The organism is Providencia sp. 21OH12SH02B-Prov, assembly GCF_027362595.1.
GTDB classification, from domain to species: Bacteria; Pseudomonadota; Gammaproteobacteria; order Enterobacterales; family Enterobacteriaceae; genus Providencia; species Providencia zhejiangensis.
In genome coordinates this window covers 1,495,803-1,519,419 of the sequence record NZ_CP114796.1, presented here as the reverse complement: position 1 = coordinate 1,519,419, position 23,617 = coordinate 1,495,803, and the positions used below count along the sequence as shown (strand labels likewise).

26 protein-coding genes and 3 pseudogenes are annotated in these 23,617 nt (G+C 39.5%); 15 read left to right on the top strand and 14 right to left on the bottom strand.

Going from position 1 to position 23,617, the window contains the following annotated elements; genetic code table 11:
• Positions 1-92 precede the first annotated feature (92 nt).
• On the bottom strand, positions 93-899 hold the full coding sequence (locus O7C57_RS07225; protein ID WP_269723820.1) for a hypothetical protein: 807 nt from the start codon (positions 897-899) through the stop codon (positions 93-95).
• A gap of 112 nt (positions 900-1,011) precedes the next feature.
• Between O7C57_RS07225 and O7C57_RS07220 the strand changes: the two genes are divergently transcribed.
• From O7C57_RS07220 to O7C57_RS07155, 14 genes and pseudogenes are all read left to right on the top strand, one after another.
• A complete protein-coding gene (locus O7C57_RS07220; RefSeq protein WP_048608913.1) occupies positions 1,012-1,218 on the top strand; it encodes a helix-turn-helix transcriptional regulator in 207 nt (68 codons plus the stop codon).
• 163 nt (positions 1,219-1,381) lie between these two features.
• Positions 1,382-2,119, top strand: coding sequence for a hypothetical protein (locus tag O7C57_RS07215; RefSeq protein ID WP_269723819.1), 738 nt, complete (start codon positions 1,382-1,384; stop codon positions 2,117-2,119).
• Between the two features lie 39 nt (positions 2,120-2,158).
• A complete protein-coding gene (locus O7C57_RS07210) occupies positions 2,159-2,743 on the top strand; it encodes a recombinase family protein (protein ID WP_269723818.1) in 585 nt (194 codons plus the stop codon).
• 295 nt (positions 2,744-3,038) lie between these two features.
• Complete coding sequence (locus O7C57_RS07205) at positions 3,039-3,656, top strand: inovirus Gp2 family protein (RefSeq protein WP_269723817.1); 618 nt, start codon at positions 3,039-3,041, stop codon at positions 3,654-3,656.
• 115 nt (positions 3,657-3,771) lie between these two features.
• Positions 3,772-3,987 carry a YagK/YfjJ domain-containing protein gene (locus O7C57_RS07200; protein ID WP_269723816.1) on the top strand — a complete coding sequence of 72 codons (216 nt, stop codon included), beginning with the start codon at positions 3,772-3,774 and terminating at the stop codon, positions 3,985-3,987.
• 181 nt (positions 3,988-4,168) lie between these two features.
• Positions 4,169-4,969, top strand: coding sequence for a serine protease (locus O7C57_RS07195; protein WP_269723815.1), 801 nt, complete (start codon positions 4,169-4,171; stop codon positions 4,967-4,969).
• Between the two features lie 383 nt (positions 4,970-5,352).
• Positions 5,353-8,064, top strand: coding sequence for a type VI secretion system Vgr family protein (locus tag O7C57_RS07190; protein WP_006662744.1), 2,712 nt, complete (start codon positions 5,353-5,355; stop codon positions 8,062-8,064).
• 1 nt (position 8,065) lies between these two features.
• Positions 8,066-9,988: a phospholipase D-like domain-containing protein gene (locus O7C57_RS07185; RefSeq protein ID WP_006662745.1), complete on the top strand. Its 1,923-nt coding sequence runs from the start codon at positions 8,066-8,068 to the stop codon at positions 9,986-9,988.
• Between the two features lie 3 nt (positions 9,989-9,991).
• Positions 9,992-10,960 (top strand): SEL1-like repeat protein, encoded by a 969-nt coding sequence (locus tag O7C57_RS07180; RefSeq protein ID WP_269723814.1) that lies wholly within the window; start codon positions 9,992-9,994, stop codon positions 10,958-10,960.
• Positions 10,961-10,972: 12 nt separating this feature from the next.
• Positions 10,973-11,236 (top strand): PAAR domain-containing protein, encoded by a 264-nt coding sequence (locus O7C57_RS07175; protein ID WP_006662595.1) that lies wholly within the window; start codon positions 10,973-10,975, stop codon positions 11,234-11,236.
• A complete protein-coding gene (locus O7C57_RS07170) occupies positions 11,233-12,357 on the top strand; it encodes a hypothetical protein (RefSeq protein ID WP_269723813.1) in 1,125 nt (374 codons plus the stop codon). The genes O7C57_RS07175 and O7C57_RS07170 overlap by 4 nt, the downstream gene beginning before the upstream one ends.
• Before the next feature lie 23 nt (positions 12,358-12,380).
• Positions 12,381-12,635, top strand: a complete 255-nt coding sequence (locus O7C57_RS07165; RefSeq protein ID WP_269723812.1) for a hypothetical protein — start codon at positions 12,381-12,383, stop codon at positions 12,633-12,635.
• A 44-nt stretch (positions 12,636-12,679) separates the two neighbouring features.
• Positions 12,680-13,096 carry a hypothetical protein gene (locus tag O7C57_RS07160; protein ID WP_269723811.1) on the top strand — a complete coding sequence of 139 codons (417 nt, stop codon included), beginning with the start codon at positions 12,680-12,682 and terminating at the stop codon, positions 13,094-13,096.
• Positions 13,097-13,428: 332 nt separating this feature from the next.
• Positions 13,429-14,079, top strand: a pseudogene (locus O7C57_RS07155) (GTPase family protein); the annotation flags it as partial.
• Here O7C57_RS07155 and gpJ read toward each other — a convergent pair.
• From gpJ to O7C57_RS07130, 5 genes and pseudogenes are all read right to left on the bottom strand, one after another.
• Positions 14,080-14,733, bottom strand: a pseudogene (gene gpJ, locus O7C57_RS07150) (TipJ family phage tail tip protein); the annotation flags it as partial.
• A gap of 60 nt (positions 14,734-14,793) precedes the next feature.
• Positions 14,794-15,399, bottom strand: coding sequence for a tail assembly protein (locus O7C57_RS07145; protein ID WP_006658704.1), 606 nt, complete (start codon positions 15,397-15,399; stop codon positions 14,794-14,796).
• A complete protein-coding gene (locus tag O7C57_RS07140) occupies positions 15,396-16,106 on the bottom strand; it encodes a C40 family peptidase (protein WP_036960323.1) in 711 nt (236 codons plus the stop codon). The genes O7C57_RS07145 and O7C57_RS07140 overlap by 4 nt, the downstream gene beginning before the upstream one ends.
• Complete coding sequence (locus tag O7C57_RS07135; protein WP_006659234.1) at positions 16,103-16,846, bottom strand: phage minor tail protein L; 744 nt, start codon at positions 16,844-16,846, stop codon at positions 16,103-16,105. The genes O7C57_RS07140 and O7C57_RS07135 overlap by 4 nt, the downstream gene beginning before the upstream one ends.
• Entirely contained in the window at positions 16,843-17,187 is a 345-nt protein-coding gene (locus O7C57_RS07130; RefSeq protein WP_006659235.1) for a phage tail protein, read from the bottom strand. Before O7C57_RS07130 ends, O7C57_RS07135 begins: the two co-directional genes overlap by 4 nt.
• A 289-nt stretch (positions 17,188-17,476) precedes the next feature.
• Between O7C57_RS07130 and ivy the strand changes: the two genes are divergently transcribed.
• On the top strand, positions 17,477-17,923 hold the full coding sequence (gene ivy / locus O7C57_RS07125) for an Ivy family C-type lysozyme inhibitor (RefSeq protein WP_036960318.1): 447 nt from the start codon (positions 17,477-17,479) through the stop codon (positions 17,921-17,923).
• Between the two features lie 88 nt (positions 17,924-18,011).
• Here ivy and O7C57_RS07120 read toward each other — a convergent pair whose 3' ends face one another.
• The 8 genes and pseudogenes from O7C57_RS07120 to O7C57_RS07090 form a co-directional block, all read right to left on the bottom strand.
• Positions 18,012-18,371 (bottom strand): MmcQ/YjbR family DNA-binding protein, encoded by a 360-nt coding sequence (locus O7C57_RS07120; protein ID WP_006659239.1) that lies wholly within the window; start codon positions 18,369-18,371, stop codon positions 18,012-18,014.
• A 109-nt stretch (positions 18,372-18,480) separates the two neighbouring features.
• A complete protein-coding gene (locus O7C57_RS07115) occupies positions 18,481-19,227 on the bottom strand; it encodes a hypothetical protein (RefSeq protein ID WP_036960316.1) in 747 nt (248 codons plus the stop codon).
• 271 nt (positions 19,228-19,498) lie between these two features.
• Entirely contained in the window at positions 19,499-19,960 is a 462-nt protein-coding gene (locus O7C57_RS07110) for a hypothetical protein (protein WP_269723810.1), read from the bottom strand.
• A gap of 127 nt (positions 19,961-20,087) precedes the next feature.
• Positions 20,088-20,270, bottom strand: a pseudogene (locus O7C57_RS21870) (hypothetical protein); the annotation flags it as partial.
• 79 nt (positions 20,271-20,349) lie between these two features.
• On the bottom strand, positions 20,350-20,874 hold the full coding sequence (locus tag O7C57_RS07105; RefSeq protein WP_006659243.1) for a Dps family protein: 525 nt from the start codon (positions 20,872-20,874) through the stop codon (positions 20,350-20,352).
• Positions 20,875-21,202: 328 nt separating this feature from the next.
• A complete protein-coding gene (gene umuC / locus O7C57_RS07100; protein ID WP_036960309.1) occupies positions 21,203-22,465 on the bottom strand; it encodes a translesion error-prone DNA polymerase V subunit UmuC in 1,263 nt (420 codons plus the stop codon).
• Positions 22,465-22,878, bottom strand: coding sequence for a translesion error-prone DNA polymerase V autoproteolytic subunit (gene umuD / locus O7C57_RS07095; protein WP_036960306.1), 414 nt, complete (start codon positions 22,876-22,878; stop codon positions 22,465-22,467). The genes umuC and umuD overlap by 1 nt, the downstream gene beginning before the upstream one ends.
• Before the next feature lie 448 nt (positions 22,879-23,326).
• Complete coding sequence (locus O7C57_RS07090; protein ID WP_224050447.1) at positions 23,327-23,596, bottom strand: DUF1799 domain-containing protein; 270 nt, start codon at positions 23,594-23,596, stop codon at positions 23,327-23,329.
• Between the last annotated feature and the right edge of the window lie 21 nt (positions 23,597-23,617).

Genomic DNA, 23,617 nt, shown 5'->3' with positions numbered 1-23,617 from the left:
CTTACCCGTTGTAACACTATTAACTTAGAAAAGTTATAACTAAACCAATAGCATATCAACATAGCTATCAAAACTGATTTATTTAATCATACTCACTTAGATCTTTTCTTGGCATTTTTCTTTTTATACTTTCTGGTTATAGCTACTTCCTCCATGGCAGCTCTGACATCATCGTAATCTCTAGACCAATTGACAATTTTGTTAGTTAAATCATCATATTTGATCTCTATTTGTGGATATTTATTTTTCACTAATTCAATATACCCCCATAAATCTTCTGTAATTATTTTTGCTGCAACAGTTTTGTTTTTCCATTTTAAAGACTTAGGGTTCGATTCAAGCAACAACTCACATGCTTTTTGTCTTATTTTAGCGTAGCCATCACTCCTAGTTCGGATTCCCTTTTTAGCCGCCTCAGATCGTTGTCTATTCAATCGATTTAACTCTTCACTAAAATAACTATAAACGCCTAATCCAAAGCTCTCGCTTAGCACCTCTAGACTTTGCATTAAACACTCAACAACGACAACTTTATGCTGGAATGGGGTATTTCTTTCATAAAAATTCATCGCTAATTGAAAGTTAACACTTGACCAAAATACACTGTTTAAAAGATAAACATTAACGCCTTTATCTTTATCATTAAATTTAAGATGCAGACTCCTAACTCGTCTGCGATAACTACCTACTGGATCTTTATTATTTGATATTTTGGCATATAACTCCGCTGCATACTTTTTAACTTCATCATCTTCCCCATTCAACATACCTAAAACTTTTAACGTTGAATCAGCTCGTAAACCCCTCCACCCTCTTTTTTTTATTTCATCATGAAATTGTGCTTGTTTACTTTCAGTAGCCTTACAAACGACACGTATTAAATCAATTAAATCATCCACTTAAAACACCCTCAATATTATTTTTGCTTCCACCATATTTTTCATCCCTAAGCCGCAATAAAATAGCTATTACAAACTTAGACATAACTTAATAAGTAGAGGAAATCACACTATGAATCAATCCAATATCATGATTCTTCGACTACCCACTGTAATCGAACGTATTGGTATCGGTCGTTCCACCATCTATGACTGGATCAACCCAACATCACCAAGGTATGACCCAACGTTTCCTAAACAAAAAAAATTAGGGAAACAATCTGTTGGTTGGATCGAATCCGAAATCAACGATTGGTTACTTCAACGAGAGTCAACTTAGCTAGTCATTATTTTATCATTAACGATATTAATGTTTTATTGAGAATGTTTATTATTGTGAAGAAGTTAAAGAAGTAAAACCAAAACCGGCCTAAATTATCGAATATTGACTATTCAATAACGTTAAAATTTATTTATACAAAACGTAAGAGAGAATAATTATCATGTCTCAACGGATAACTATTACTGTAAAAAATGAAAACAGTTTAAAACAGATAGATGAGTATTGCTGTAAGCATAAAACTTCACGTTCATCTTTAATATCCAGTATATTAAAGAGTGCTTGCCCATTACTTTCAGAGATAAACCAATACACTCAATTAACTAATGAGCTTGAAAGTAAATTATTTTCCCCAGATAAATCTTCAATGAATTATCAAGGGAAAGCATCTACATTTTCTTTATCTGAACATCTTTTAGACATATGGCAAACGCACATAATAGAAAAAGGTGTCATTATTGATCAACATGCTTATCCTCATGCATTTAAAAGTCCTAAAGTTGGTCTCAAAGAAAAAATAAGCATTCAAGAAGAACTAGAGCACTATATTAGCGAGCCCAATATTAAGAAGGCTATCTTTATTTATACTGATAGGCATGTTCACTATAAGCTACATAAAGCAGGTGGATTATCAAATACAATTTTAATTAAAAACACTGAGTATAAAAATTACGTTTTTGACTTTAATGGGATTATTAACATACCGATGAATGATATTGTTTTCTTTGGCATTGAAGAGGCGATAAAGAAAAGTAAGGTACAGTTAAAACATACCTATGAGGCTTTTATACCCATTTATCACACAAACCATCAGTGCATTCTAATTGGGGTTATTGATAGGAACAATACCAACAAAAGAATAGACAAAAGCTCAAACACCATAATCATTAACCCACTATAACAGGTCATTAATACGTTTTTTGATACCTAAGGGAATAAAATGAGCCATTATGCATACATCCGAGTAAGACATGATGACAGTGACGCCTTAGCAAATCTTGAGCAATACACACAGGAAATTGTCATGTTTTGCCCTGAGGTTAAGGATAATATCATCATTGAACGTCAACCATTGCTTGATGTGAAACTTCCTCCACCACAACTTATGGAGCATATTGACCATATTTTAACACCAGAAGACACTTTAATAACAAGGAGTCTCGATGACATAGGAAACAATACTCAGCAGGCTACACAGATTTTATCTCGATGCCACGAACTTGGTATGGCTGTTATCATCCTTAATCAGTCTATCACGAATATATTTGAACAGAAGTTTTTCTTGCTAGACGTGCTGAATCTATTAAATGATTTAGAAGAAAGCTATGACGCACTAAAACTAAGCAGGCGACATTACATTTCGTTATCCCAAAATAAGTCATTAGGTCGACCAGTAGGAAGTAAGTATAAAGATTATATTTACGATCTGAAATACAAGGGATATAAACAACGCGAGATAGCAAATAAGCTTAACATTAGTCTTTCAACTATAAAACGCCACTGGAATAAAGACATTTTCGAATAGGACTAACTCCAGAGTAATTAATTAATAGAAAATGTAGTTACAGTACGACTCTAAATATAGTTTTCGTGTTGGATAGGTATTATATACCATCTATCATAACTAGCAAATGATAAAAATATAGTAGGAATGCATTACATAAAAAAACCACCAAGGAGAAGATATCTAATTTAATAAAAAACCATTTTAAACCTTACTAGCTAAATTATAAAAAAGGGATAACACAGCTCCTTTGCCCTATCCCTATATTACTTTAATCATATTAAAGGGTAAGTTAATATTACCCTATGGAATACTCATGTCTAAAAATGAATATAATGAATTTTATCTAGAATGCATTGCTGATACATTGAATTATGCTTTAAAGGAATACTCTCGTATCACTGTAATACGAGTTGACCTTCACTTTCCGCCTATTATCGATAATGGAGATATGCCGACATGTTTCCCTTATTTAGAAGGAAGTCCTATATCCCGATTTACTGATTCCTTAAAGGCTAAACTTAAGCACGATCAACACCGTAAAAAGCTTCAAGGTAAACGTACTTTTGAAAACAACATGCGTTATATGTGGGTAAAAGAAATTGCAACCGCGACACTCCCTCACTACCATGTATTTTTAGTCTTCAATAAAGACGCATACTACCATTTAGGGGACTACAATTTGTTCGAGCCTAGTTTACGGACCATGATCACCACTGCTTGGTACAATGCATTACAGCTCGAATTTGATCCTTCTTTTGATACAGGCACATTAGTACACTACCCAGAAAACTGCCGATATTGCTTAAATAAACTTTCATCATCATTTTCTGACGATTACCAATTAGTCATGAAACGATTAAGTTATTTAGCAAAAGAATACTCCAAGCAGTACAGCCCTGTGCGTCGTAGTTTAGGGCGTAGTCAGTATTAATAATACTTATGGTGGCCTTCGGGCCACCTATACAATAATCGATATTAGTAGCTACTCAAATGGTGGAGCTAATACCTCACGGTTAAACCCATTTACGTACGATGATAACATCCGCATGGTATACAGTGCGTTACAGCTACAATTAGATCCTATCATAGATAAAGGAACCTTAGTTGAATATCCTGAAAACTGCGCGTATTGGCTAAACCAAAAATCCTCCACATTTGAAGCTGATTATGCTGCATTAGTACAAAGGATGAACTACTTAGCGAAAGAGCACACTAAAATCTATCGTGCTAGCTCCCGGAACATAGGGTATAACCTCTCTTGATTATAACCAAGGTTAGTGGTTCTAAAACGCCACTAACCTAGCTGATTTCATAGTACCCCAAACATTCGTACACCTGAGAACTGCCCGCGATGAGAATGATTATTCGCCATTGAGTTGAACATGACTCCAATAGATGTTTTTATAGGGAATGTAATTTATCTGGCAATATGTAAGGAATAGTATGCTAACTGACACTTCCATGATTTATCCCTATCTATCTATTGAAGCCTTTGTTCCAGACTGGATAGAAAAAAATTTAACATCAACCTTAGTTCTGGATTGGCGAAGTGCGCTAGTGTCATTCTTCGTCAAAAAAGAATTCAGTACTCAGGAGTCTGTGCTGGTCGGTAGCGGTTTTCTCTACTTGCTTGATGGTAAAGCACCATGCATTATGACCGCGTCTCATGTTATCACTGAGATGCGTAAAAGCGATTTACCTTTTATCTCCATTGATGGTGTTAAATTCCTGTTTGAAAACCTAGAAATATTTTTTAATCATGAACAGGATTATGCAGTGATACCTTTGCCAGAAAAGATTGCAATGGATATTCCTAATAGCAAATTATTCACTTCTCTCCCTAATACTAGGGAGATTAAAACTTCCTCTTTTGTCATTATTGGTTATCCTGCAACGCACAACAAACTACATAGATTGCGACCAAATAGAGGGTTAACCCCTTTTGCCCTAACTTTTCACATTTTTCAATATGATCGGGTAACAGGTGATATATTCTTCCACTTTATCCCTAATGGCAAAAAGAAAAATATCACATTTGGATCGAACAGTTATAAAACATCCACACCTTCACTGGCTGGGATGAGTGGAGGAGTAATTGCTCAGATCGTTATGAGTAGGGACGCTGAACGATATTCACTGCGAGCAGTTGGCTCATTTAAAGAACATCGAGCTAAAAGAGGAAACTTTCTAGTGGGTTCTACCTTTATTGATTTCTCTAATGAACTAAATGCGTTCTTTAAATAAATATCGTCACCTGTACCCATCTTCATCCGGCTCCCATGATGTTAATACCACCAGCATCTAACACAAAGCAGGCTATTAATGGTCAGCAAAACAAAACTCTCAAATAGCAGATTAACTACGTATACAACTTTAGTTAATTTGTCATACTCAACTATCCTGTCAGCAACATCTGAATGAAATGCAAGGAATAAAACTCAACGTAAGTGTAGATGAATTCAGATAAATCTCTTTTATGCTAAACACTTCAACATTATTTCACATTCAATTTGCTTTTGTTTGTGATAATTCGTTATCTTAACGTAAATTACTTAACATTAAAGTGGGTAACCTCACTCGCGGCTTATTGTACTTTCGGTTACCACGGTGGACACAAAGGAAATAAGATGAGCTTAATGGATACTGCACTACGACCTTTTTTATCCCATAATCGCTACCAGCTTGCTGTACAAGGTTGCCAGACCCACTTAGATGTTGAGCACTTCACGGGACGTGAAGCCATTAGTGAAACTTATCGTTATCAGATTACCTTTACCTCCCCAAACAAAAACCTGCAAGCGCAACAATTTCTACGCCGCAGTGCTGATTTTACCTTTTCATCGCCTACCCTACCATTGGCTATGCTGAACACATTGAATGAGCCGCAAAAACGTGTTCATGGCGTAATTACCCACTTCAAGCGGCTGTCTGGCTCCGCTGATGAAGCACAATACCAAATTGTGATAGAACCGTTTGTCTCCTTATTACGCCACCAAATGCGCACTCACCGCTTCTTCTTAAATAAATCCGTGCCAGACATCATTGACCTCATCTTACGTGAGCATGACATGAAAGGCTGGGAGTTTGAGTTTCATTTGCAGCGCCAATACCCCAAGCGAGAGCAAATTAACCAAATCAATGAGAGTGATTGGCAGTTTATTGAACGCCTGCTAAGTGAAGTGGGGATTTTCTATTCGTTCAGTTTGCAACCGGATACCAAAACCGAAGTTATTCATTTTGGGGATAGCCAACGAGCCTATGTGTATGACCTCAAGCTACCTCTCAATAGCCCATCAGGGATGAATGACGAGGGTGTAGAAAGTGTCTGGGGGTTATCACTACGTCATCAAGTGGTTGAGCGCAGTGTCACCACCAAAGATTATAATCACCGCCAAGCGATGCAAACCTTGCAATCCATTGAAACGGACATGACGCGAGGTGAGGGAGAGGACATCCACTACGGTGATGTCTATCATTATAAACCTCGTCATCTTGAGCGCGGTGAGAAGTACCAACCAGAAACGGAAACCGCTCACTTTTGGTCACGCCTTGACCATGAGCGTTTTCTGGCTCGTCAAACTCAGCTGCACGGTAAAAGTAATTCACCGATGCTAACGCCATTATTGGTGCTCAAAATTACCGATAACCAACTGCCTTCAACATTACCGTCTGACTTTCAATCTGAAATACTGATTACTCGATTGCGATTTTCAGGTAGCCGCAGCAGTGCCTTAGTCGTGCAATTTGAAGCAACGTCGTACACCGAAGCTCTGTGCTGGCGTCCGACCTTGAAGCCTCGCCCTGTGATTGCAGGGACATTGATGGCACGCGTCACCAGTGCTAAACCTCACGATATCTACGCCCACCAGAATGAGCATGGCTTTTATTGGGTTAAATTCGATGCGGATCGTGATGAAAAACCGACGGGGTATGAAAGTATGCCTGTGCGGCTAGCGAAACCGTACGCGGGCGATACCTACGGGATGCACTTTCCGTTAATCCAAGGGACAGAAGTTGCCATTGCCTTCCATGAGGGTGACCCAGACCGACCGTACATTGCCCATGCCTTGCATGACTCGCATCGTCCCGACCACATCACCGACAAAAATAATACCCGCAATGTCATTCGTACTCCGGCAAATAATAAGCTACGCATGGAAGACAAACGCGGGGAAGAACACATCAAATTCAGCACCGAATACGGGGGGAAATCGCAACTCAATTTAGGGCATCTGGTTAATCAAGGGCGTGAAAAGCGCGGTGATGGCTTTGAGCTGCGAACCGACAGCTGGGGCGCTATTCGAGCAGGAAAAGGGCTGTTTATCAGCACAGATTTACGCACGAAAGCCTCGTCTGAACAACTGGATATGCGCGAAGCCAAGCAACAGCTTGATGATGCGCTGAATTTAGTCAGTTCGCTACGCGAAGCGGCAGAGGTGGCAAAAGCCGAACTAGCAGATTTAAAAGCGCAACAAACGTTACTGACTCAATCTATCGATAAATTGCAGCAAGCGGCGTTATTACTCAGCGCCCCTGCAGGTATTGCTCTCACCTCCCCCAAAACCGTACAGGCTAACAGTGGCGAAAATATCACCCTGACGGCAAATAAGCAGGCCGATATCTCGGTAGGTAAAAAAATCACCTTAGCAGCAGGAAAAGCCATCAGTTTATTTGCGCACACCCTAGGAATTAAAGCTTTTGCAGCAAAAGGTAAAGTGGAAATTCAAGCGCAAAGTGATGAAATGCATTTGACCTCACTCAAAGACATGACCATCACCAGCACGGGCGGTAAAACTGTCGTCGCCGCTAAAGATGAGTTATTGCTGACTTGCGGTGGTGCTTATATTCGCTTGAAAGGCGGGCAGATTGAGTACGGCAGCCCCAGCAACCAAACCGTCAAAGCAACTAACTGGGTGGTTGAAGGAGCGGCTTCAATGGATGTCACTCATCCACAGTTTCCGCAATCAATGCCAAAACAAACCTTGCGCTTTCAACTGAGCTCCTCTCCGCAGAGTCCGATGAAGGCGCGTGCGTTTGAGCCGTATGAGCTGTATGCCAATGGTGCGCTACTCCTAAAAGGTATGAGTGATGCGCAAGGTAATGTCCAAATTGACCATGATATTCCCACAGATAGCTATCAACTATACCTACTCAGTGGCGATCGTTATGACATTACAGTGCCACCACCACCTGCTGAAGATGATGACAGTAACGAGCCTACAGTCAATATTGGATTTAGACCAAGCGCACCTAGCCAAGAGCGTGAAAATACACGTATTGGCGATGCATGGAGTCAAAACCTTTCAGAGTTTTTAACCGCATTCAAAAAGGATAAGTAATATGTCTGCAGGTAATTGGAGCCAATTCCCGCTCGGGGTTCAACTCCCAACATCAGCAACGCCACCGATGATTGATATACCAGTATCAAGTTGCATGGTGGCACATATGACGCCAAGCTGGATACCTGAACGCACGAAATACCCCATGAGTTTATTTACCTATGCACCATTAATTAATGGACAACAAACCTTTGCCGCCGTTGCGGAAGCCATTCGAAAATCGAAAAAAAGTATTGATATTATTACATGGGGCTTTCAACCCTCTATGTATTTTGAACGTAGTTCGAATGCCCGAGAAGGTCAATATCCGATGATTGGCGAGTTGTTAGAGCAAAAGGCCAATGAAGGTGTGCAAGTGCGTGTACTTGTGTGGTTTGATCATGTGGGAAAACATTTTGAGAAAAGCTTTCCCGGTTGGGGGAAACAAGTGATATCGCCATCCCAACTCAATGATTTTCTTGTCTTTGGTGCAAAGCTCGATTATCAAACCCAAAAACAATATCAGTTTGATATCGCTTGGAACCGTAAAGTTCATATGGGCCTTGTCAAAAACTTGTCAGTACGGACTCGTGATATTGCAATGAGTATACCTGATTCGCGATTAAAAGATGTTACGGCGCGAACCAATCATCAATTTTCGAGTCAAGAAACTGAGCTAAGTGCTCGCTGGGCTGCTTTAGCGGCTGGTTCAACGCATCATCAAAAAGCGGTTTTAATCGATTATGAAGAGCCTGAAAATGCGATTGGTTTTGTGATGGGGCACAATATGCACTCGGAATATTGGGATCAAGATGCACATGCCATCACTCGTTATAAGGAAGAGTCATGGCTTGGTCGCGATGGCGTAACTGCTTGGCAGGATACCTCAAACTGTGTGTATGGTGAGCTACTGTATGATTTAAATGATAACTTTGTGTCGGCGTGGAAAAAAACTGATGGGTTCTTCGCCAGCAAAGGTGACGATGTAGAGCAACTTGCACAGAGAGAAAATCGTTCACGATGTGACTATATCCCGACACCTGAGCATATCAAAAACCTCAACGCCCATTACACCTTTTTAGCGAATAATCCTTTAGTTCCCACGGGCGGAAAAATTTGCCGAACCCAGCCACAACACGATGAATACGATATATTAAAAGCCTATGATCATGGTGTTAAACATGCCCGTAACTACATCTATTTTGAAAACCAATATTTTCGTTTGTCATCTATCGCGACCAATTTACGGAATATGGTTGAAGAACGAAACCGACGTTTTTTACAAGCTGCTGAAACTGACAGCAAATTACAAGGCATTAAGCCACCTCCGTTCTATCTTTTTGTTGTCACTAATTCAACGGAAAAACCCTCTGTAGGGAGTTCTAATGAGGTAGGCGGCTATCAAACTTATAAGATGCTAGAACAACTTGGTCGTCGAGATTTAATGAAAGAGCACGTTTACGATCAGTCGTACAAACCTAAGTCGGGTTATTGGGGGATCTATATCCCAGATGAAAACATCAAAAGCCCTGATGATATCCAACCCGAAAAAATAGAGGGGCTAGAAACAATGATCTGTACTCTTGTTTCTCCTGATTCGGATAGATGGCAGCAAGTGTATGTACACAGTAAATTAACCTTAGTCGATGATACTTTCTTAATCCAAGGCTCTGCTAATATTAATTTACGCAGTATGGCATTCGACAGTGAAATAGCCGTGATATTGCAAGATACCGATGATTTTCCAATTGTGAAGCCGTTAAGAGAAAAGTTATGGGGATTGCATAAAAGGACGGGAAGTGTTTCAAGTAATTTGGCACTTGAGTTCAAACAATGGACTCAAATTATAGATAAAAATAAGTTGAATAAAAGTAGAAAATTAATGCCTGTTAGCTCTTTAATTCCCTTTGAGGATAAAACAATTAGTTTAAAAAATGCGGACTAACTAATGAGTATAGAAATAAAAGTCACATTATTAATTGGCTTGATTTTACTGACAGCTTGTAAACCCATTGATAAAAAGGACACCATTGTGACTCAAAAAACTGAACCCGATTTAACCTTCACCTGCGTGTATGAAAAAGACACGCTACCGCCCGTTGATCCGGAAGCCGATATTTGGTTTAAACAAGCGCGTGAGCTTGAAAAAATCAATAAACACCAACGGGATTATAAGCAAATTGGTGAGCTATACCGTAAAGCCGCAGAACGTAATCACCCCAAGGCCATGTTGAATCTCAGTAACTTAATCAGTTATGGAAAAGTCCCCCCGGTTAAAGGTAAAGGCCCAGCACAAGAAGTGTGGGATATTATCCGAAAAATGGCTAAATTAAACATCAGTTATGGTTATTACCAAATGGGACATTATCTCGATACAGGTTATGGCGTAGCTGCTGATCGTACAAAAGCGTTAGCATATTTTCGTCAAGCGGCAGATTTAGGTAATCCTGAGGCTCAATTTGTCATTGGTAATATCTTCCTTTCAAAAAGGCTAGAGAATATGCAAGACAATCCAGCCTTTTACCCTGAAATTGGTAAACAAATGCTAGATTGTGCCGTACAGCAACAACATGGAAAAGCTGCATATTATTTAGCAACATATTATTTAGATGTAGATAAGGAATTAGACAATGGGATGAAATATCATCAATTAGCTGTAAAAAATGGTTATCGAGCATCAGCTTCAGCATTAGCTGAAGGTTTTAAGCCTAATGTAAAGGAAAACTCGATGTATTATATTCCTATTAAACCAGATCTCGATCGCTCCGCCCGTTATGAATCAATCGTCAAAGAAATTGACGCTTCTGACGAAACAGCCAAGTTCCCCGATATCGATAAAATAGTTCCCCTCCCACCTGCCGAGCTCCCTGAATGGGATGGCACCTTTGAATATAAAAAACAACCGGATAATCAATAAAAGGATTTTATCATGCGCGCACTTGTTCGATTAGGTGACAAAACTACTCATGGCGGCGAAGTGATCTCCGCTTCTGGTTCGGTGATGTACGGCAAACCGATAGCTTTAGTGGGTGACAAAGTCAGTTGTCCTAAAAAAGGACATGGTGTCAATGCCATTTTACCCGGCTCAACGCGTATTTTAATATCCGGTCGCCAAGCGGCATTGAATGGCTTTCAAACCGAATGTGGCTGTACCCTCATTGCGAGCCTTTCCTCGTCAGGTGAACAGTCATGATGAGTTGGAAAATCCCCTCTTTAGAGCATCCACCAGAGCCTCCATTACCGCGTGTGGGGCTTTGGTTGTTTTTGGTTGTTCTCATTGGTATTGCTGGATTTGGTATTGGCGTGTATTTATCTTCAATTACCGTATTGTCTAGCGAAATCAGTAACAATCAAATAATCGCTTTATTTGTTGTTCTTCCGGTGATCATTATCTTGTTCATCCGATTACTTATTTATTCAATCACGGCTTATCGTCATCAACTTTTTACGAATATGTTAGATGACGCCCACAATGAATGGCGTTATTGGGCGGGTAAGCACCTTGGATTATTAACGCATTCACGATTAACTCAAATCGATGAAGAGAAACAAGAGGGTGTGCCGTTATCTTCTTTACCAATTAATAAAGATAATATATTGACACTAAACGCCTTGAAATCCCTTTCGTTATGGGAAAAACAAGAAACAGCGATACAAAAATTGCTTACCCCAATCGCGACGTTTTATCATCAACACGCCCTCACCCAGCCGATAACACTGTATTGGCAAGCAAAAGAAAGTGGGGCTAATTGGACGGAACTTATTGAGCAGGAAGCGGCTCGCCTATCATTGCCACTTGAATCTGTTGAAATATTGCCATACAAATCACTCAGTGAATGGCTGTTAGCGCTGTATGAAAACGCCTTTGAACCCAAATTATACGCTATTTTAGCATTTCAGTTAGATTCCACGGCAAGTGAAGAAGCTGCTAGCCTATTACTTGCCCCTCAAGGGTTCTACGAGCGTTTAAGAGTGCCAATCAAAGCGAAGCTCCTGCGTCCAATATCTACGGATAAAGAATCTTTCCCTGATGCATTGAAAACACAATGTGAATTTCAATTACCGGGTCACCAATTAAATTCAGTGTGGCATAGCAGGATCACAGATAAAAACAAAAGCCAATGTATTGAAAGCTATGTACAGCAAGATATTCATTGTCTCTTAAATCAGTTTTATGATGTCGATAACTTTTTCGGTAAGGGTGGGATTGCTCGGCATAGTACCACCTTGTCCTTGGTCAGCGATAATCCCGAAAACCAACTGATAGTCTGCCAAGAACACGATAACTTATTGTTACAACAAATAATATGTTAATAAGCTAATAAGAGGTGATTGTTATGAGTGATAAAATTCGTCATGCCATTGAGTACTGGGCTAGCCGCCCGACATGGTTTAGTTCCCATCCCATGGATGTCAAAGAGCTTAGACAAGCTATCAGGAACCTAAAAAAAATATCACCGCCTCCGACTTTACTAGAAATAAAAGAAGCGATTCATTTTTATGTCGATGATACACCGACTCTGTTAGGAACGCCCTCAAACTTATCGCAAGCAGTCCATGAGTTTGCCGTCAAAATATACAATAAACTTTAGACACAATTCAATTTTGTCATCATTAACTGAGCGGAGAGTCGCATATGGCTTTTTTTGCATTAGATCCAAACACCTTAAATTTGGAGCACATTGATTGGTTTCAAGAGCACCGGATTGAACAAGGACTGTGTGCTGTTTGTGGAACTAAAATGGAAATACGCGCGGCTCATACACCCAATACTGCCACACATTTTTGGCATGGACGAAATATCAATTGCCTGACCATCACAAAAAATAGAATTAAATATGAGCAATTAGCATCGAGTGAATATGATGACGAACAGGCTCTTAATCTTCGAGCGCAGGTACGCCATAATCTCTATGAGATCTATCTTACTTTTCACGCTCTCACAGACGTTGGTAAATGGCAAGAGTTTAAAGAGGCTCTAAATCTAGCCGATAAGATGAATATTTGGCGTTACAAAGGGGACTTACACTGGCTTTCGTTCCGTATATTCTAGTGACCTTTGTTGATTTATTTTTACAAAAAGACAATCCTCATTTTCGGAAAACAGATTTCTTTTTTATTTTATCGCCATTAATTCGAACTCTGGATCAGCTTTGGAACAACACCACCCAAGCCCAAAGATCTATCATCAAAATGTCTAGTGATTTTAATGTAATAGGTGAAATAAACATACCTGATGATATTATGCCATTACGCCACCCATCTTGGTTTGACAATGCAATGATAAATCTACTGGTATAGCCCACGATTACAATAATCAAAATACTTTCAGATATATATTATCTCCTTGAATAACTGTTATTTTCTTTTATTTCAAGGAGTAATATGCCTCAGCATTCTCACTTTAAACTACCCCTATCAGCACTACCTCATTCATTCCAAACCTCTTTTTTCAACCAACTTAACCACCTAATCAACTACTCCCCTACCATCGGTTTGATGGGCAAAACGGGAGTTGGAAAATCCAGTCTGATCAATGCACTATTCCAGTCCCAACTATCGTCTGTGAGTAATGTTTCAGGTTGTACGCGGCAAGCCCAGCGCTTCAATATGATCATAAACAACCACACCCTCACCTTTATTGATTTACCCGGTGTGGGGGAAAGCCTTGAGCGAGATAGAGAGTACCACCAGCTCTATCACAGCTTATTACCCGAACTGGATTTAATTATCTGGGTACTCAAAGCCGATGACAGAGCATGGTCTTCCGATGAACAGTGCTATCGCTTTCTCACGGAGCAATGTGGTTATCAACCAAGTCGCTTTCTATTTGTGCTGAATCAAGCTGACAAGATAGAGCCCTGCCGTGAGTGGAATGAACACAACAACCAGCCATCCCCTGAACAAGCGGCTAACTTAGAATTGAAGCAGCAAGCCGTGATAACAGCATTCAAGCCGCACCACCCTGTGATGACAGTCTCTGCGGTCGAAAACTATCAACTCACTGAATTAGCAGAGCAATTAATACAGGCGTTAACGTAACTTGGCGTCAATCACCTCGGTGACCGCAGCAATCGAGACTTTATCGGCAATACGAGCGGTATTCTGATTTTTGGTGAGTCGCCGAACGCGCAATTGCCAACCTGTCGTGGCTGAGGGTAAATCGATACGATGGGTGCGCTGATATTCACTGGTCGTTTTACCATCAAATGCAGACTTAACGAGTTCTTGATACCCAGCACCGTCTGTAGATAAATCAATCGCATAGACAATGCGATATCCCGTTGTATCACCATTATCGTGTTGACGCATTAACTGAGGCACTGAAAAGCGAAGGCGAATAGCGGATAACTGCGTATTATTAATCATTCGGATATACGGCTGATCGTCTCGCAGCTCTACACCCACGGCGTTGTCATTATCAACCGACGGTATCCCTTTGATATACTCTTGTTGCTCGCTACCGGGGCGAAACTCCCATGTTACCCCTTCGAAGTTTTTCGTTCCATCCGCATTACCAATTGGCGTCTCATCTAAAAAAATACGCGTATCATCCAAGCCCCCCGCAATTTCCCCCTCAGAAATGGCTAACAGAATTTTTGCAGTCGATTCTGAAAGCAAATTATCTTTGGCTTCTACGGGCGTATGACCGCCCCCGCCGCCACCTTTAGCGCCGTATATCGTTTCCATATTTCACCCATAAAAAAACGGCACTCAAGCCGTTTCCGTATATGATAAAGATTAATTTTGTTATTTTTGGTCTTCGGTATAGATACCCGCGGAGATAATCGCACCTCCGACTTCACGGCGGTCTAGTCCATATAACAGCGGCACAGGATTGCCCTGCGCCGTGGTATTTACAGCACCACCAAATGCATAGGATGGCTTATTATCCGCATCTTGTCGCATGGATAAGCCTTGAGGCTGGGGTGAGAGCATTTGCACCAAACCACCGATTGCCATAGCAGCACCACTCAACGCCAATGCCCCTCCCCATGTCCCTGCAGCGGTAAATGCGACAGAGAGACCTCCCGATAAAAATGCGGCAGCACCAATTAGTGCAACCCCTAAAATAGTTTGGAAGAAACCACCCCGTTTACTCCCTTTAATTACCGGAGCAATGCGAATTTCTTCACTGGTATCAAGATGCAATTCGTCTTCAGCAATATTGCGCTGACCTTTAAATACCGCAAATTCCAGCCCTTTCAGATGCGCATTGGCAAGGAACTGCTCGAATCCATCATAGAGTACCGATAACGCTTTAATCGCTTCACGCGGAGAATCGATAGCAAGTTGATGTTCGCGACCAAATTGGGTACCCAAAACACCATAGAGTCGTATTGTTTTTAAACTCATGCCAACTCCTTACGTCTGACTATTTTCACTGTCCTATCACGCCAATAATCACTGTATGGAACGATGCGGCTGAGCTGACCGTATAAGTGGTGAAGCAGCATACCATTCACTATCACCCCTGCATGGTTCGGAACATGAGCTTGCACTTGCATAATGACCATATCGCCCTCCTTTAAGTCACCGGCAAACTCGACAAAGCCCGCTTGCTGCCAGTTATCCATATACAAGTTTTCACCCTCTTCCCACCAGTGTCTCTCAACGCTGTAATTATGCAGCTCAATCCCGTGCATCTGTCGGTAATAATCCATAATGAGCGACCAACAATCTGCGTGACCAAGCACAAACGGACGACCTTCTAACTCACGCTCAATTCTAGGCTGGATTATGCGGATATCACCTTCCGGATAGGAAGCTATCACCCACGGTAGTCCCGAAGCATCACATTGCAATTTGTCTATTTCGCTCGGTTGAGACGTCACTCCATCCCCGCAATGGCTATGAACAATCGCTATTGGATTGCCCCAATCTTCGGCTGCGGCATAGTCTTCTGGGGAAAGTTCGAAATGATCAGTTGGATTATCGGAAAGATTTCGGCAGGGAAAATATTTTTTGACTCGACTTTTTTGGCAAATCACGCCACACGCTTCTTTAGGGTATTCCGCTTTGACATGCTGAAATATTACCTCTGTTAATTTCTTCGTGATCATCGTACTAACCCCGCGGCAGGGAAACCTCCAAAATCCAAAGGTTCATTTTCGCCAAATCGTTTTTTACAATCGCTAATGAGTCCACCGCACTTATCTAATGCCGGATCATCAACCGGTTCACCACGCTCATCGAAATATTTATTGTCCGTATAATTGCAACCTCGCCCGCTTCGATAATCGCCTTTCATACACCAGAAACAGAGGTTGTGGATTTGGCGACCGGGGATCATAACCCCTTGCAAGTCGAACGGACTCGACAACTCAAATTCAACTGCTTCTCCCGCGACTTCGCTCATTTTTCTGTCGATGAAATAAACCTGTTTGAAAAATTCTTCAGGGTTAGCGGTAGGATTTCCCTCTGGAAAATTCCTAGCATCTAGATAGTGAGCGAAGGTTTCATAAATAGTCACTTTCGCCAGTGCCATATCATCGAATTGCAAGCACAACGAGGATATCAAACCATCAATATTAGCCACTCTTAATAAGGGTCTGGCTGGACTACCATCACTATTTTTAGCCATGCCCTCGATTTCATAAGCCCATGCGCCATATTCATTTCCTTGCCACCAAATAGATTTTGGTTTGATACCTCCCTCTGCAGCGTCAATTTCTTCGGGTGCATGCGGCAAATTGTAAGCATGGAATCGAAGAGTTGGTCCATCAAACTCACTACCGTCCACTTCAATTAATTGAACCTTACTCCCCGGCTCTAATTTTTGAATGTCAGATGTTATATTCATACACTAAACGCCTGTTCAAAGGTTGCAGTTATAGTGATAGAGCTACCGCCAATTGGCTTTAATGTGATGGAATCTGCCTTCACCCGATACAGACCTTTATCACCAAATGGTGGAACCCAGATAAATGATTTTGCTGTGTGCGACCGGATAAAGGAAAAAATAGGCATTACCTCAGATTTATGACCTGTATAGGTAAATCCCCATGATTGAGATTCAGTATTGAGACCATCGCCTGAAACTTGCTTATAGCCATCACCAAATGCCACTTCTTTTATTCGATGCTTAAATTCGCCAGTTGGCGAGTCTTGGATTTGAGTTCGCCACTTAAACTCTTCAATCATTATTACCCCTAAATAAAAAAGCCACCCGAAGGTGGCTATGTGAGGATCAATCTAGATAATCTTTACTGATTTAATAATTTGATAGTTTTCCGTGCGTGATCTTTAGCTTCGTCAAAGTATTCGGCTATCTGCCATTTACCTTTCTCCAGATATAAAAAAACCACTCATAGGTGGTTAAATTAGCTTGTATGTAACTTTTATTTAAATTAACGCCATATTATTCTAGAATTTCATTTTCCAACATTCATCACTAACCAGATAACCTTTAAACACACAAAGGATTATTAACATGCTTAGAAAATTGACACTCATCGCAGCCCTTTTCATCGCAGCCAATGCTCATGCTGGAAACGAGTTAACTATCAGTAAGTTAGCTAGTGATGCAAAGACTAAAACAGCATTCCTTCAAGTTGTAAAAAATAACGACCTCCCATCATGGGTCTTAACTGGTGGTACTGAATCCCCATCAAATACTGTGACTTTAAACGGTAATGAATACCAAGTAGCAACAGCGTGCAAACCTCACAATTGCCCAGCAGAGCGAATTGCGATTATGTACTCTAAAGAAAAGAATGTTATGGCAGGTGTATTCTCTTCAAATGATGAAAAGAACAATACTGAGGATTTACTCTGGTTTAATATCACCGATGATTTATCAATCGATGGGAAAACGGTTTTATTTGCAGCACTTACGGGCAGCCTAGATAATCACCCTAATGATTTTAACTATAAGTAATTAAACTTAAAGTAGTTATTTTCAGAATTAGCCCACCAATGCCAATAGAATGGCGTTAAAATAGAAGCCCAAGGACGGGCTAGATTAATTACTTTGCAGTCAATTTGTAACTCTCATCAATCAACACTTTAAGCTCATCTTCAGGAAATCCACTGTCCAACTTTATAGTAATCCAGTGCTCTTTATTCATGTGATATGCTGGATATACCCCTTTCTTTAACCTCAACGAACCAACTAATTCAGGAGGTGATTTAAGGTTTATAATATCTACCATCTCATCACTCTCGCTTTCATATAACTTCTTTGATGATATTGTCAGAATGGCAGCAAACCATTTTGAGTTATTTTTATGCCTATAAATGATGTAACTAGGAAACTTAGCCCATGGATACTCAGCGACAGCACCATAATTACTCTGGATATATTCCATAAGTTCATTTTTGTTCATCTCACCATCCCACGAATAAGTTTTAGTTATGCTAACTTAGTGGGAGTGCAAATTGAAGCAAACAAAAAGGTCGCATAAGCGACCCAATCAATACTTTTGCTACTTTTTATTACTTATTGACGTAATTTGCATACAGTATAAGTAATATTGGCGTTGCAATAATATCAGCAGCAATAGTAAATGGTGTAATCATGACATTACCAGCCAATTTACCAGCACTAAGTGATGTGTATTCCTCTGTAGTATAAAACTCAACCTTATATGATTGATTTAGCTTAGCATTGGGTACTAATGGAAGAGTTATTCCATTCCTATCAAATAAATATCCACTTAGCGGGATTGTTTTAACCCATGACTTATCATTATCAAATCGCCTCTCACTAAAACCAAAATCCTTAAGGCTTTTCTCTTGTTCTGGACTTAACCTGTACTTTTTATCTATATAAACAAAGTAACTGTCATTAAATTTTACTAGTCCTTCTCTGCGCTCATCTGGCTTTATCTCGATTCTAATAACTCCCTCCGGGTTATTAAATGCTGACAATGGAATTACTTTAACCAACTCATTTAATTTCATTAATTCAGCAGAACCATTCGTCAGTATATAAATATATTTATCACCTAAAAAACCATAACCTGAAGTAGGAAGCTCAATCTCTTTTAATTTTTGATTAGTTAGTTTATTTTTAACACTAATATCTTTATATTCAAAAGTAGATACAATATTATCTTTTAAATCAACACGTTCCCTTATATTGGTCTCTTTTGCCGTGTTCGAATCCCAAACCGCCGCAGTTACGCACCCAGTAGAACTTAAAATCGATACGCTCAAAAAGCACGCTAGTAATTTATTCATTCCATTGCCTTAATAAGTTTAATTTAAGTCCAATGGATATTAGGATAGATGCAAATTTCAGGCAATAAAAAACCCACCGGAGTGGGTTATTAACACTATTTATAGTTGAGCACATGTACATTAAAAATTACGAATATTAGCAATCTCTTCTTGTGTGACTTCTAGAGACTCTAGAGATCTCTGGTATTCATTGGGTTCCATTCCTTCAAATTTTTGATGTCACTCTCATCTATTCATGTTTTTTAAAATAAATCTATTACCTATAGACGGGTCAACTGTTTTCGTATTTGCAATCAGCTAGACCGACACTAATTTCTTGACCTTTGTTGCTATTGTGCAAAATAACTTTAATACCCATTCTGTCGTATATCATATAAGCAAATGTAACCCCTGAATTTTCACTAAAATACACAGTAGCTTTAGCATCAGTTGAAAGCAACTCAAGCTTTGGTGATGTTATAACTACCCCTGTATCAAAGGTTATATTTATCATTGCATTGTTATAATCTGCATGTGGAGTTACTTCCAACTTAACAGTCCCGATTTGCACTCCGTTATATCTATTGCTATCACTAAGGTCATCAGGTATGGAATAAACTCCACAGTTATACTTTCCCTCCAAAGCCAAAATATTATAGTTATTATCTCGATATAACCCCATATCATTCTCGTTATTAGCAGACAGGGTATATCCAGAAAATAAAATAAACAGGGCGCAAATATACTTAATCATCTTTAACCTCATTAATAAATTAGCCCCCTGAATATACCTGAATAGCTTTACTACACATAATCGAACTCTTTAGTTAAAAATAATTATGTGATCTAGAATGCAAGCTCATCCTTGGGCTATGTGTAGGTTAGGCAACTTCCTTCCCGTGAATAATATGGCGTAACGCGCTAATACCGTTCTCATTATAACGGAACGCTTCAACCTGCTTTGATGAGTAAGCTGACTTGTCCAAAAAGAACTTACCGAATTCGTCAGTTTTCAATCCGTTCTTGTTTGCAATACGACCAATTTTATTTGCTGACACTTCTAACCATATTCTTAATCACAAAGAGGGCTTCTGATTTAGAAGCCCTCTAGTATTAAACTCGCTTAACTACATAAATTTTACATTAATGACCGGACGTTTTAGCTTCTCGACAAGCCTCGAATAAAAACCAGACACGGCGTTCTGTTTCATCAATCCAGTTTTCTATTAGGCTTGTAGTGGAATAATCGCCATGTTCTGCGCATACTTCATGTGCTTTTCGAAATTCTGAAGCCAACATTTTATTATCTTCACAAAGCTCAGCAAGCATATCTAAAGGTTCTACGTATTCCGCATTGTTATCGCTAATCCTTTGCATTTTTGATATTTGCCCTATAGAACGTATAGTCACACCACCTATTTTACGAACTCTTTCAGCTATAGGGTCTGTCATGGAGTATAGTTGTTCACTTTGTTCATCAAGCAATAAATGATAATCGCGGAAATGTGGACCACTCATGTGCCAATGAAAGTTTTTAGTTTTTAAATAAATAGCAAAAATATCAGCCAAAATTGCATTCATTGCTCCACTGATATCTTTTGTTGCTTTTGGAGATAAATCTGTTGGCGTTTTAAGTGGGCGAATTTGTAGTTCTTTAGCTTTACTCATAATTAACTCCTAAAGATAGTCACATCTGTTTTGATATTAAAGATGTTAAAACAAATTATTACACTAATGTTCTTTCTATATATCTCTTAATTGGTTATGAAACTATTTAGCCAACATTGCTTTTCAATATGTGCTGATTATTTTAATTATGTACTTAATAACATCATTCATTGATCTATATCAAATTCTAATGCATTGAATAAATTAACTAAAAAACAAAATTGAATATCAATCTTTATGTGACTACCTAATTAAATCCGATCTTCAGACTTTAAACCTAACTTACTGAATTTAAACTCTTGTAATCCTCGATATTCTATTTTCCATGCTAGATTTTAGCTACAGGCAGCTCATTAAAACTTGTCGTGTACGCTGGTGATAACATTTCGCGCTTCATCTGATATCCACTATCGCTCCCTTTCGCAGCAAACCAGACTTTACCTAAACCACTATTATTTATTGTATCTAATGTTTTCATAAGTTCATCGCCGTTCTTAAATGGTTTTTGAGTAGAAAACATATCAAACTGAGTAACATCTGAATCTGTGAAGTCAGATAACATTATCCCGGCTTTATAGTAGCGGTAACCATCTCGCCATATAGAATCTAAACCACGCATAACAGCATTAATGATGTCTCGCGTGTCGCTGCTAGGATATTCAAGTTTGATACTGACACTATTAGCGTAATCTTCACCAAATGCGTGTCTGCTTGTTTGAATGAATAAACCAATAACTCGACATCGCTGTTTTTCTTCGCGTAGTTTCTCCGCTGCTCGTTCTGCATAGTCACAAATAGCCTTGCGCATAATGTCGATATCTAAAACTTTCTTACCGAACGAGCGAGAGCATAATATTTGCTGCTTAACTTTTCTGACTTCTTCAAGCTCAATACAGGACTCACCGTTAAGTTCTCTGAGCGTCCTTTCTAGCGTTACGCCAAACACTTTGCGTATTGTAGCCACTGATGCATTAGCCAAGTCTAAAGCGGTATAAATGCCCATAATTCTTAACTTGGCTGAAATCCTTCGTCCAATTCCCCACACGTCTTCAATCGGAATAAATGACAGTAATTTTCTTTGCCGACTTCTATCAGATAGCTCAACCACACCATCAGTCTTCTTCCACGTTTTAGCGGCATGATTCGCAATTTTAGCCAGCGTTTTAGTCGGACCGATGCCAACACTTACTGGCAAGTGAGTTCGCTGCAATATCGTTGATTGAATTTCTCGCCCATAGTCTTCTAAATTAAAGGTATGAACCAAGCCAGTGAAATCAAGAAATGCCTCATCTATTGAATACACTTCCAAACGCGGAGCATACATTGATAGTAGAGACATCACTCTGTTGCTCATGTCAGCGTATAACGCATAGTTCGAGCTAAAAATGTTAATATGATTTTGCAGGTAATAGTTTCTTCTCTCATAGTAAAGCTCTCCCATTTTTACACCGAGTTTTTTTGCTTCAACAGAACGAGCAATTACACAGCCATCATTATTACTCAGAACAATTACTGGCTTTCCTGCTAAGTCTGGTCTGAAAACTTTCTCACAGCTCGCATAAAACGAATTTACATCAACTAAGGCAAACATTACTGAGCCTTATGAATAATGAATGTGACTACGCCAAATATCTGTAAATCCTGCGTATCACCAATATGTATTGGTTGAAAATCAGGATTCATCGGTATCAACATCGGCGGATAAGACTTTAATCTCTTAACTGTAAACTCCCCATCAACACTGGCGATAACAATATCCCCGTCCTTTGCTACCAATGCGCTATCGACAATCACAACATCGCCATCGTTAATGTTAGCGTCAATCATAGAATTACCTTCGACGCGTAACATATACGTACTATCTGGATGTTTAATCAATGTGCTGTTAAGGTTTATTCTTTCCTCCATGTAGTCAGCCGCAGGAGATGGAAATCCCGCTGCTACTCTATCTAAGAATAATGGAATGTTGAGAATTGATTCGGAATCGATAGGCTTTAGCTTCATAACGCACCAATATTGCTGTATTTATATACAGTATATTTCACTCATTTTCATTGTAAAGATCATTTTCAAGTATCAAAAGACTAGAAATATGCAATCCCCTCCTAGAAAATCAGACCTACAGTGTCGTTATTCCTCCTTCATTTACTTTTTATAAAGTAAACTTATGGCTTATAACTATTAACTGCATTGCCGAAAATATGAAATATACATTATTGTTACTGACATCAATTCTAATGGTTGGATGTCAAGGAAGAAGTTATTCAGAATTAACTCCAGCAGAAAAAGCTGAAGTCAGAGCTGCTCATGATAAAAGTGCCAAAATATCTAGAAAATGCAATCGTATAGAAAATCAATCTAAACGTACTGATTGCTTTCTCGATAGAGACGACAATGACTTTAACCGGCTCTATTAATTTAAAGTTAATACTGGGGGCATTACAGCCCCTGACTACTCGTTTATCAACTCAAGAGCCTTTAGCTCCATAACCCTTAAGTCATCAAATATGGTCGCTTTATTTTTGATGTTAAGTAGCTCTAAAACATTGGGAATAACGCTATAGTCGAGTCCCGTAGCACCATTCATACCAACTCTCCACTGTGTACTCATCGCAGAAAATACCAGATATGACTCCCATACATCAGGAACAACTTCAACATCATCAATATCAGGCGGAAAGCCAAAAGCTCGCTCAAAATTTTCAGCCTCTTGCTTTGTCATTCCCCCATACATTGCTTCAGC

Excerpts from the sequence above, each read along its gene's own strand:
- O7C57_RS07220 (WP_048608913.1), top strand. The coding sequence starts at position 1,012 with ATGAATCAATCCAATATCATGATTCTTCGACTACCCACTGTAATCGAA.
- O7C57_RS07215 (WP_269723819.1), top strand. The coding sequence starts at position 1,382 with ATGTCTCAACGGATAACTATTACTGTAAAAAATGAAAACAGTTTAAAA.
- O7C57_RS07210 (WP_269723818.1), top strand. The coding sequence starts at position 2,159 with ATGAGCCATTATGCATACATCCGAGTAAGACATGATGACAGTGACGCC.
- O7C57_RS07205 (WP_269723817.1), top strand. The coding sequence starts at position 3,039 with ATGTCTAAAAATGAATATAATGAATTTTATCTAGAATGCATTGCTGAT.
- O7C57_RS07200 (WP_269723816.1), top strand. The coding sequence starts at position 3,772 with ATGGTATACAGTGCGTTACAGCTACAATTAGATCCTATCATAGATAAA.
- O7C57_RS07195 (WP_269723815.1), top strand. The coding sequence starts at position 4,169 with ATGCTAACTGACACTTCCATGATTTATCCCTATCTATCTATTGAAGCC.
- O7C57_RS07190 (WP_006662744.1), top strand. The coding sequence starts at position 5,353 with ATGAGCTTAATGGATACTGCACTACGACCTTTTTTATCCCATAATCGC.
- O7C57_RS07185 (WP_006662745.1), top strand. The coding sequence starts at position 8,066 with ATGTCTGCAGGTAATTGGAGCCAATTCCCGCTCGGGGTTCAACTCCCA.
- O7C57_RS07180 (WP_269723814.1), top strand. The coding sequence starts at position 9,992 with ATGAGTATAGAAATAAAAGTCACATTATTAATTGGCTTGATTTTACTG.
- O7C57_RS07175 (WP_006662595.1), top strand. The coding sequence starts at position 10,973 with ATGCGCGCACTTGTTCGATTAGGTGACAAAACTACTCATGGCGGCGAA.
- O7C57_RS07170 (WP_269723813.1), top strand. The coding sequence starts at position 11,233 with ATGATGAGTTGGAAAATCCCCTCTTTAGAGCATCCACCAGAGCCTCCA.
- O7C57_RS07165 (WP_269723812.1), top strand. The coding sequence starts at position 12,381 with ATGAGTGATAAAATTCGTCATGCCATTGAGTACTGGGCTAGCCGCCCG.
- O7C57_RS07160 (WP_269723811.1), top strand. The coding sequence starts at position 12,680 with ATGGCTTTTTTTGCATTAGATCCAAACACCTTAAATTTGGAGCACATT.
- O7C57_RS07145 (WP_006658704.1), bottom strand. The coding sequence starts at position 15,399 with ATGAGTTTAAAAACAATACGACTCTATGGTGTTTTGGGTACCCAATTT.
- O7C57_RS07140 (WP_036960323.1), bottom strand. The coding sequence starts at position 16,106 with ATGATCACGAAGAAATTAACAGAGGTAATATTTCAGCATGTCAAAGCG.
- O7C57_RS07135 (WP_006659234.1), bottom strand. The coding sequence starts at position 16,846 with ATGAATATAACATCTGACATTCAAAAATTAGAGCCGGGGAGTAAGGTT.
- O7C57_RS07130 (WP_006659235.1), bottom strand. The coding sequence starts at position 17,187 with ATGATTGAAGAGTTTAAGTGGCGAACTCAAATCCAAGACTCGCCAACT.
- ivy (WP_036960318.1), top strand. The coding sequence starts at position 17,477 with ATGCTTAGAAAATTGACACTCATCGCAGCCCTTTTCATCGCAGCCAAT.
- O7C57_RS07120 (WP_006659239.1), bottom strand. The coding sequence starts at position 18,371 with ATGAACAAAAATGAACTTATGGAATATATCCAGAGTAATTATGGTGCT.
- O7C57_RS07115 (WP_036960316.1), bottom strand. The coding sequence starts at position 19,227 with ATGAATAAATTACTAGCGTGCTTTTTGAGCGTATCGATTTTAAGTTCT.
- O7C57_RS07110 (WP_269723810.1), bottom strand. The coding sequence starts at position 19,960 with ATGATTAAGTATATTTGCGCCCTGTTTATTTTATTTTCTGGATATACC.
- O7C57_RS07105 (WP_006659243.1), bottom strand. The coding sequence starts at position 20,874 with ATGAGTAAAGCTAAAGAACTACAAATTCGCCCACTTAAAACGCCAACA.
- umuC (WP_036960309.1), bottom strand. The coding sequence starts at position 22,465 with ATGTTTGCCTTAGTTGATGTAAATTCGTTTTATGCGAGCTGTGAGAAA.
- umuD (WP_036960306.1), bottom strand. The coding sequence starts at position 22,878 with ATGAAGCTAAAGCCTATCGATTCCGAATCAATTCTCAACATTCCATTA.
- O7C57_RS07090 (WP_224050447.1), bottom strand. The coding sequence starts at position 23,596 with ATGACAAAGCAAGAGGCTGAAAATTTTGAGCGAGCTTTTGGCTTTCCG.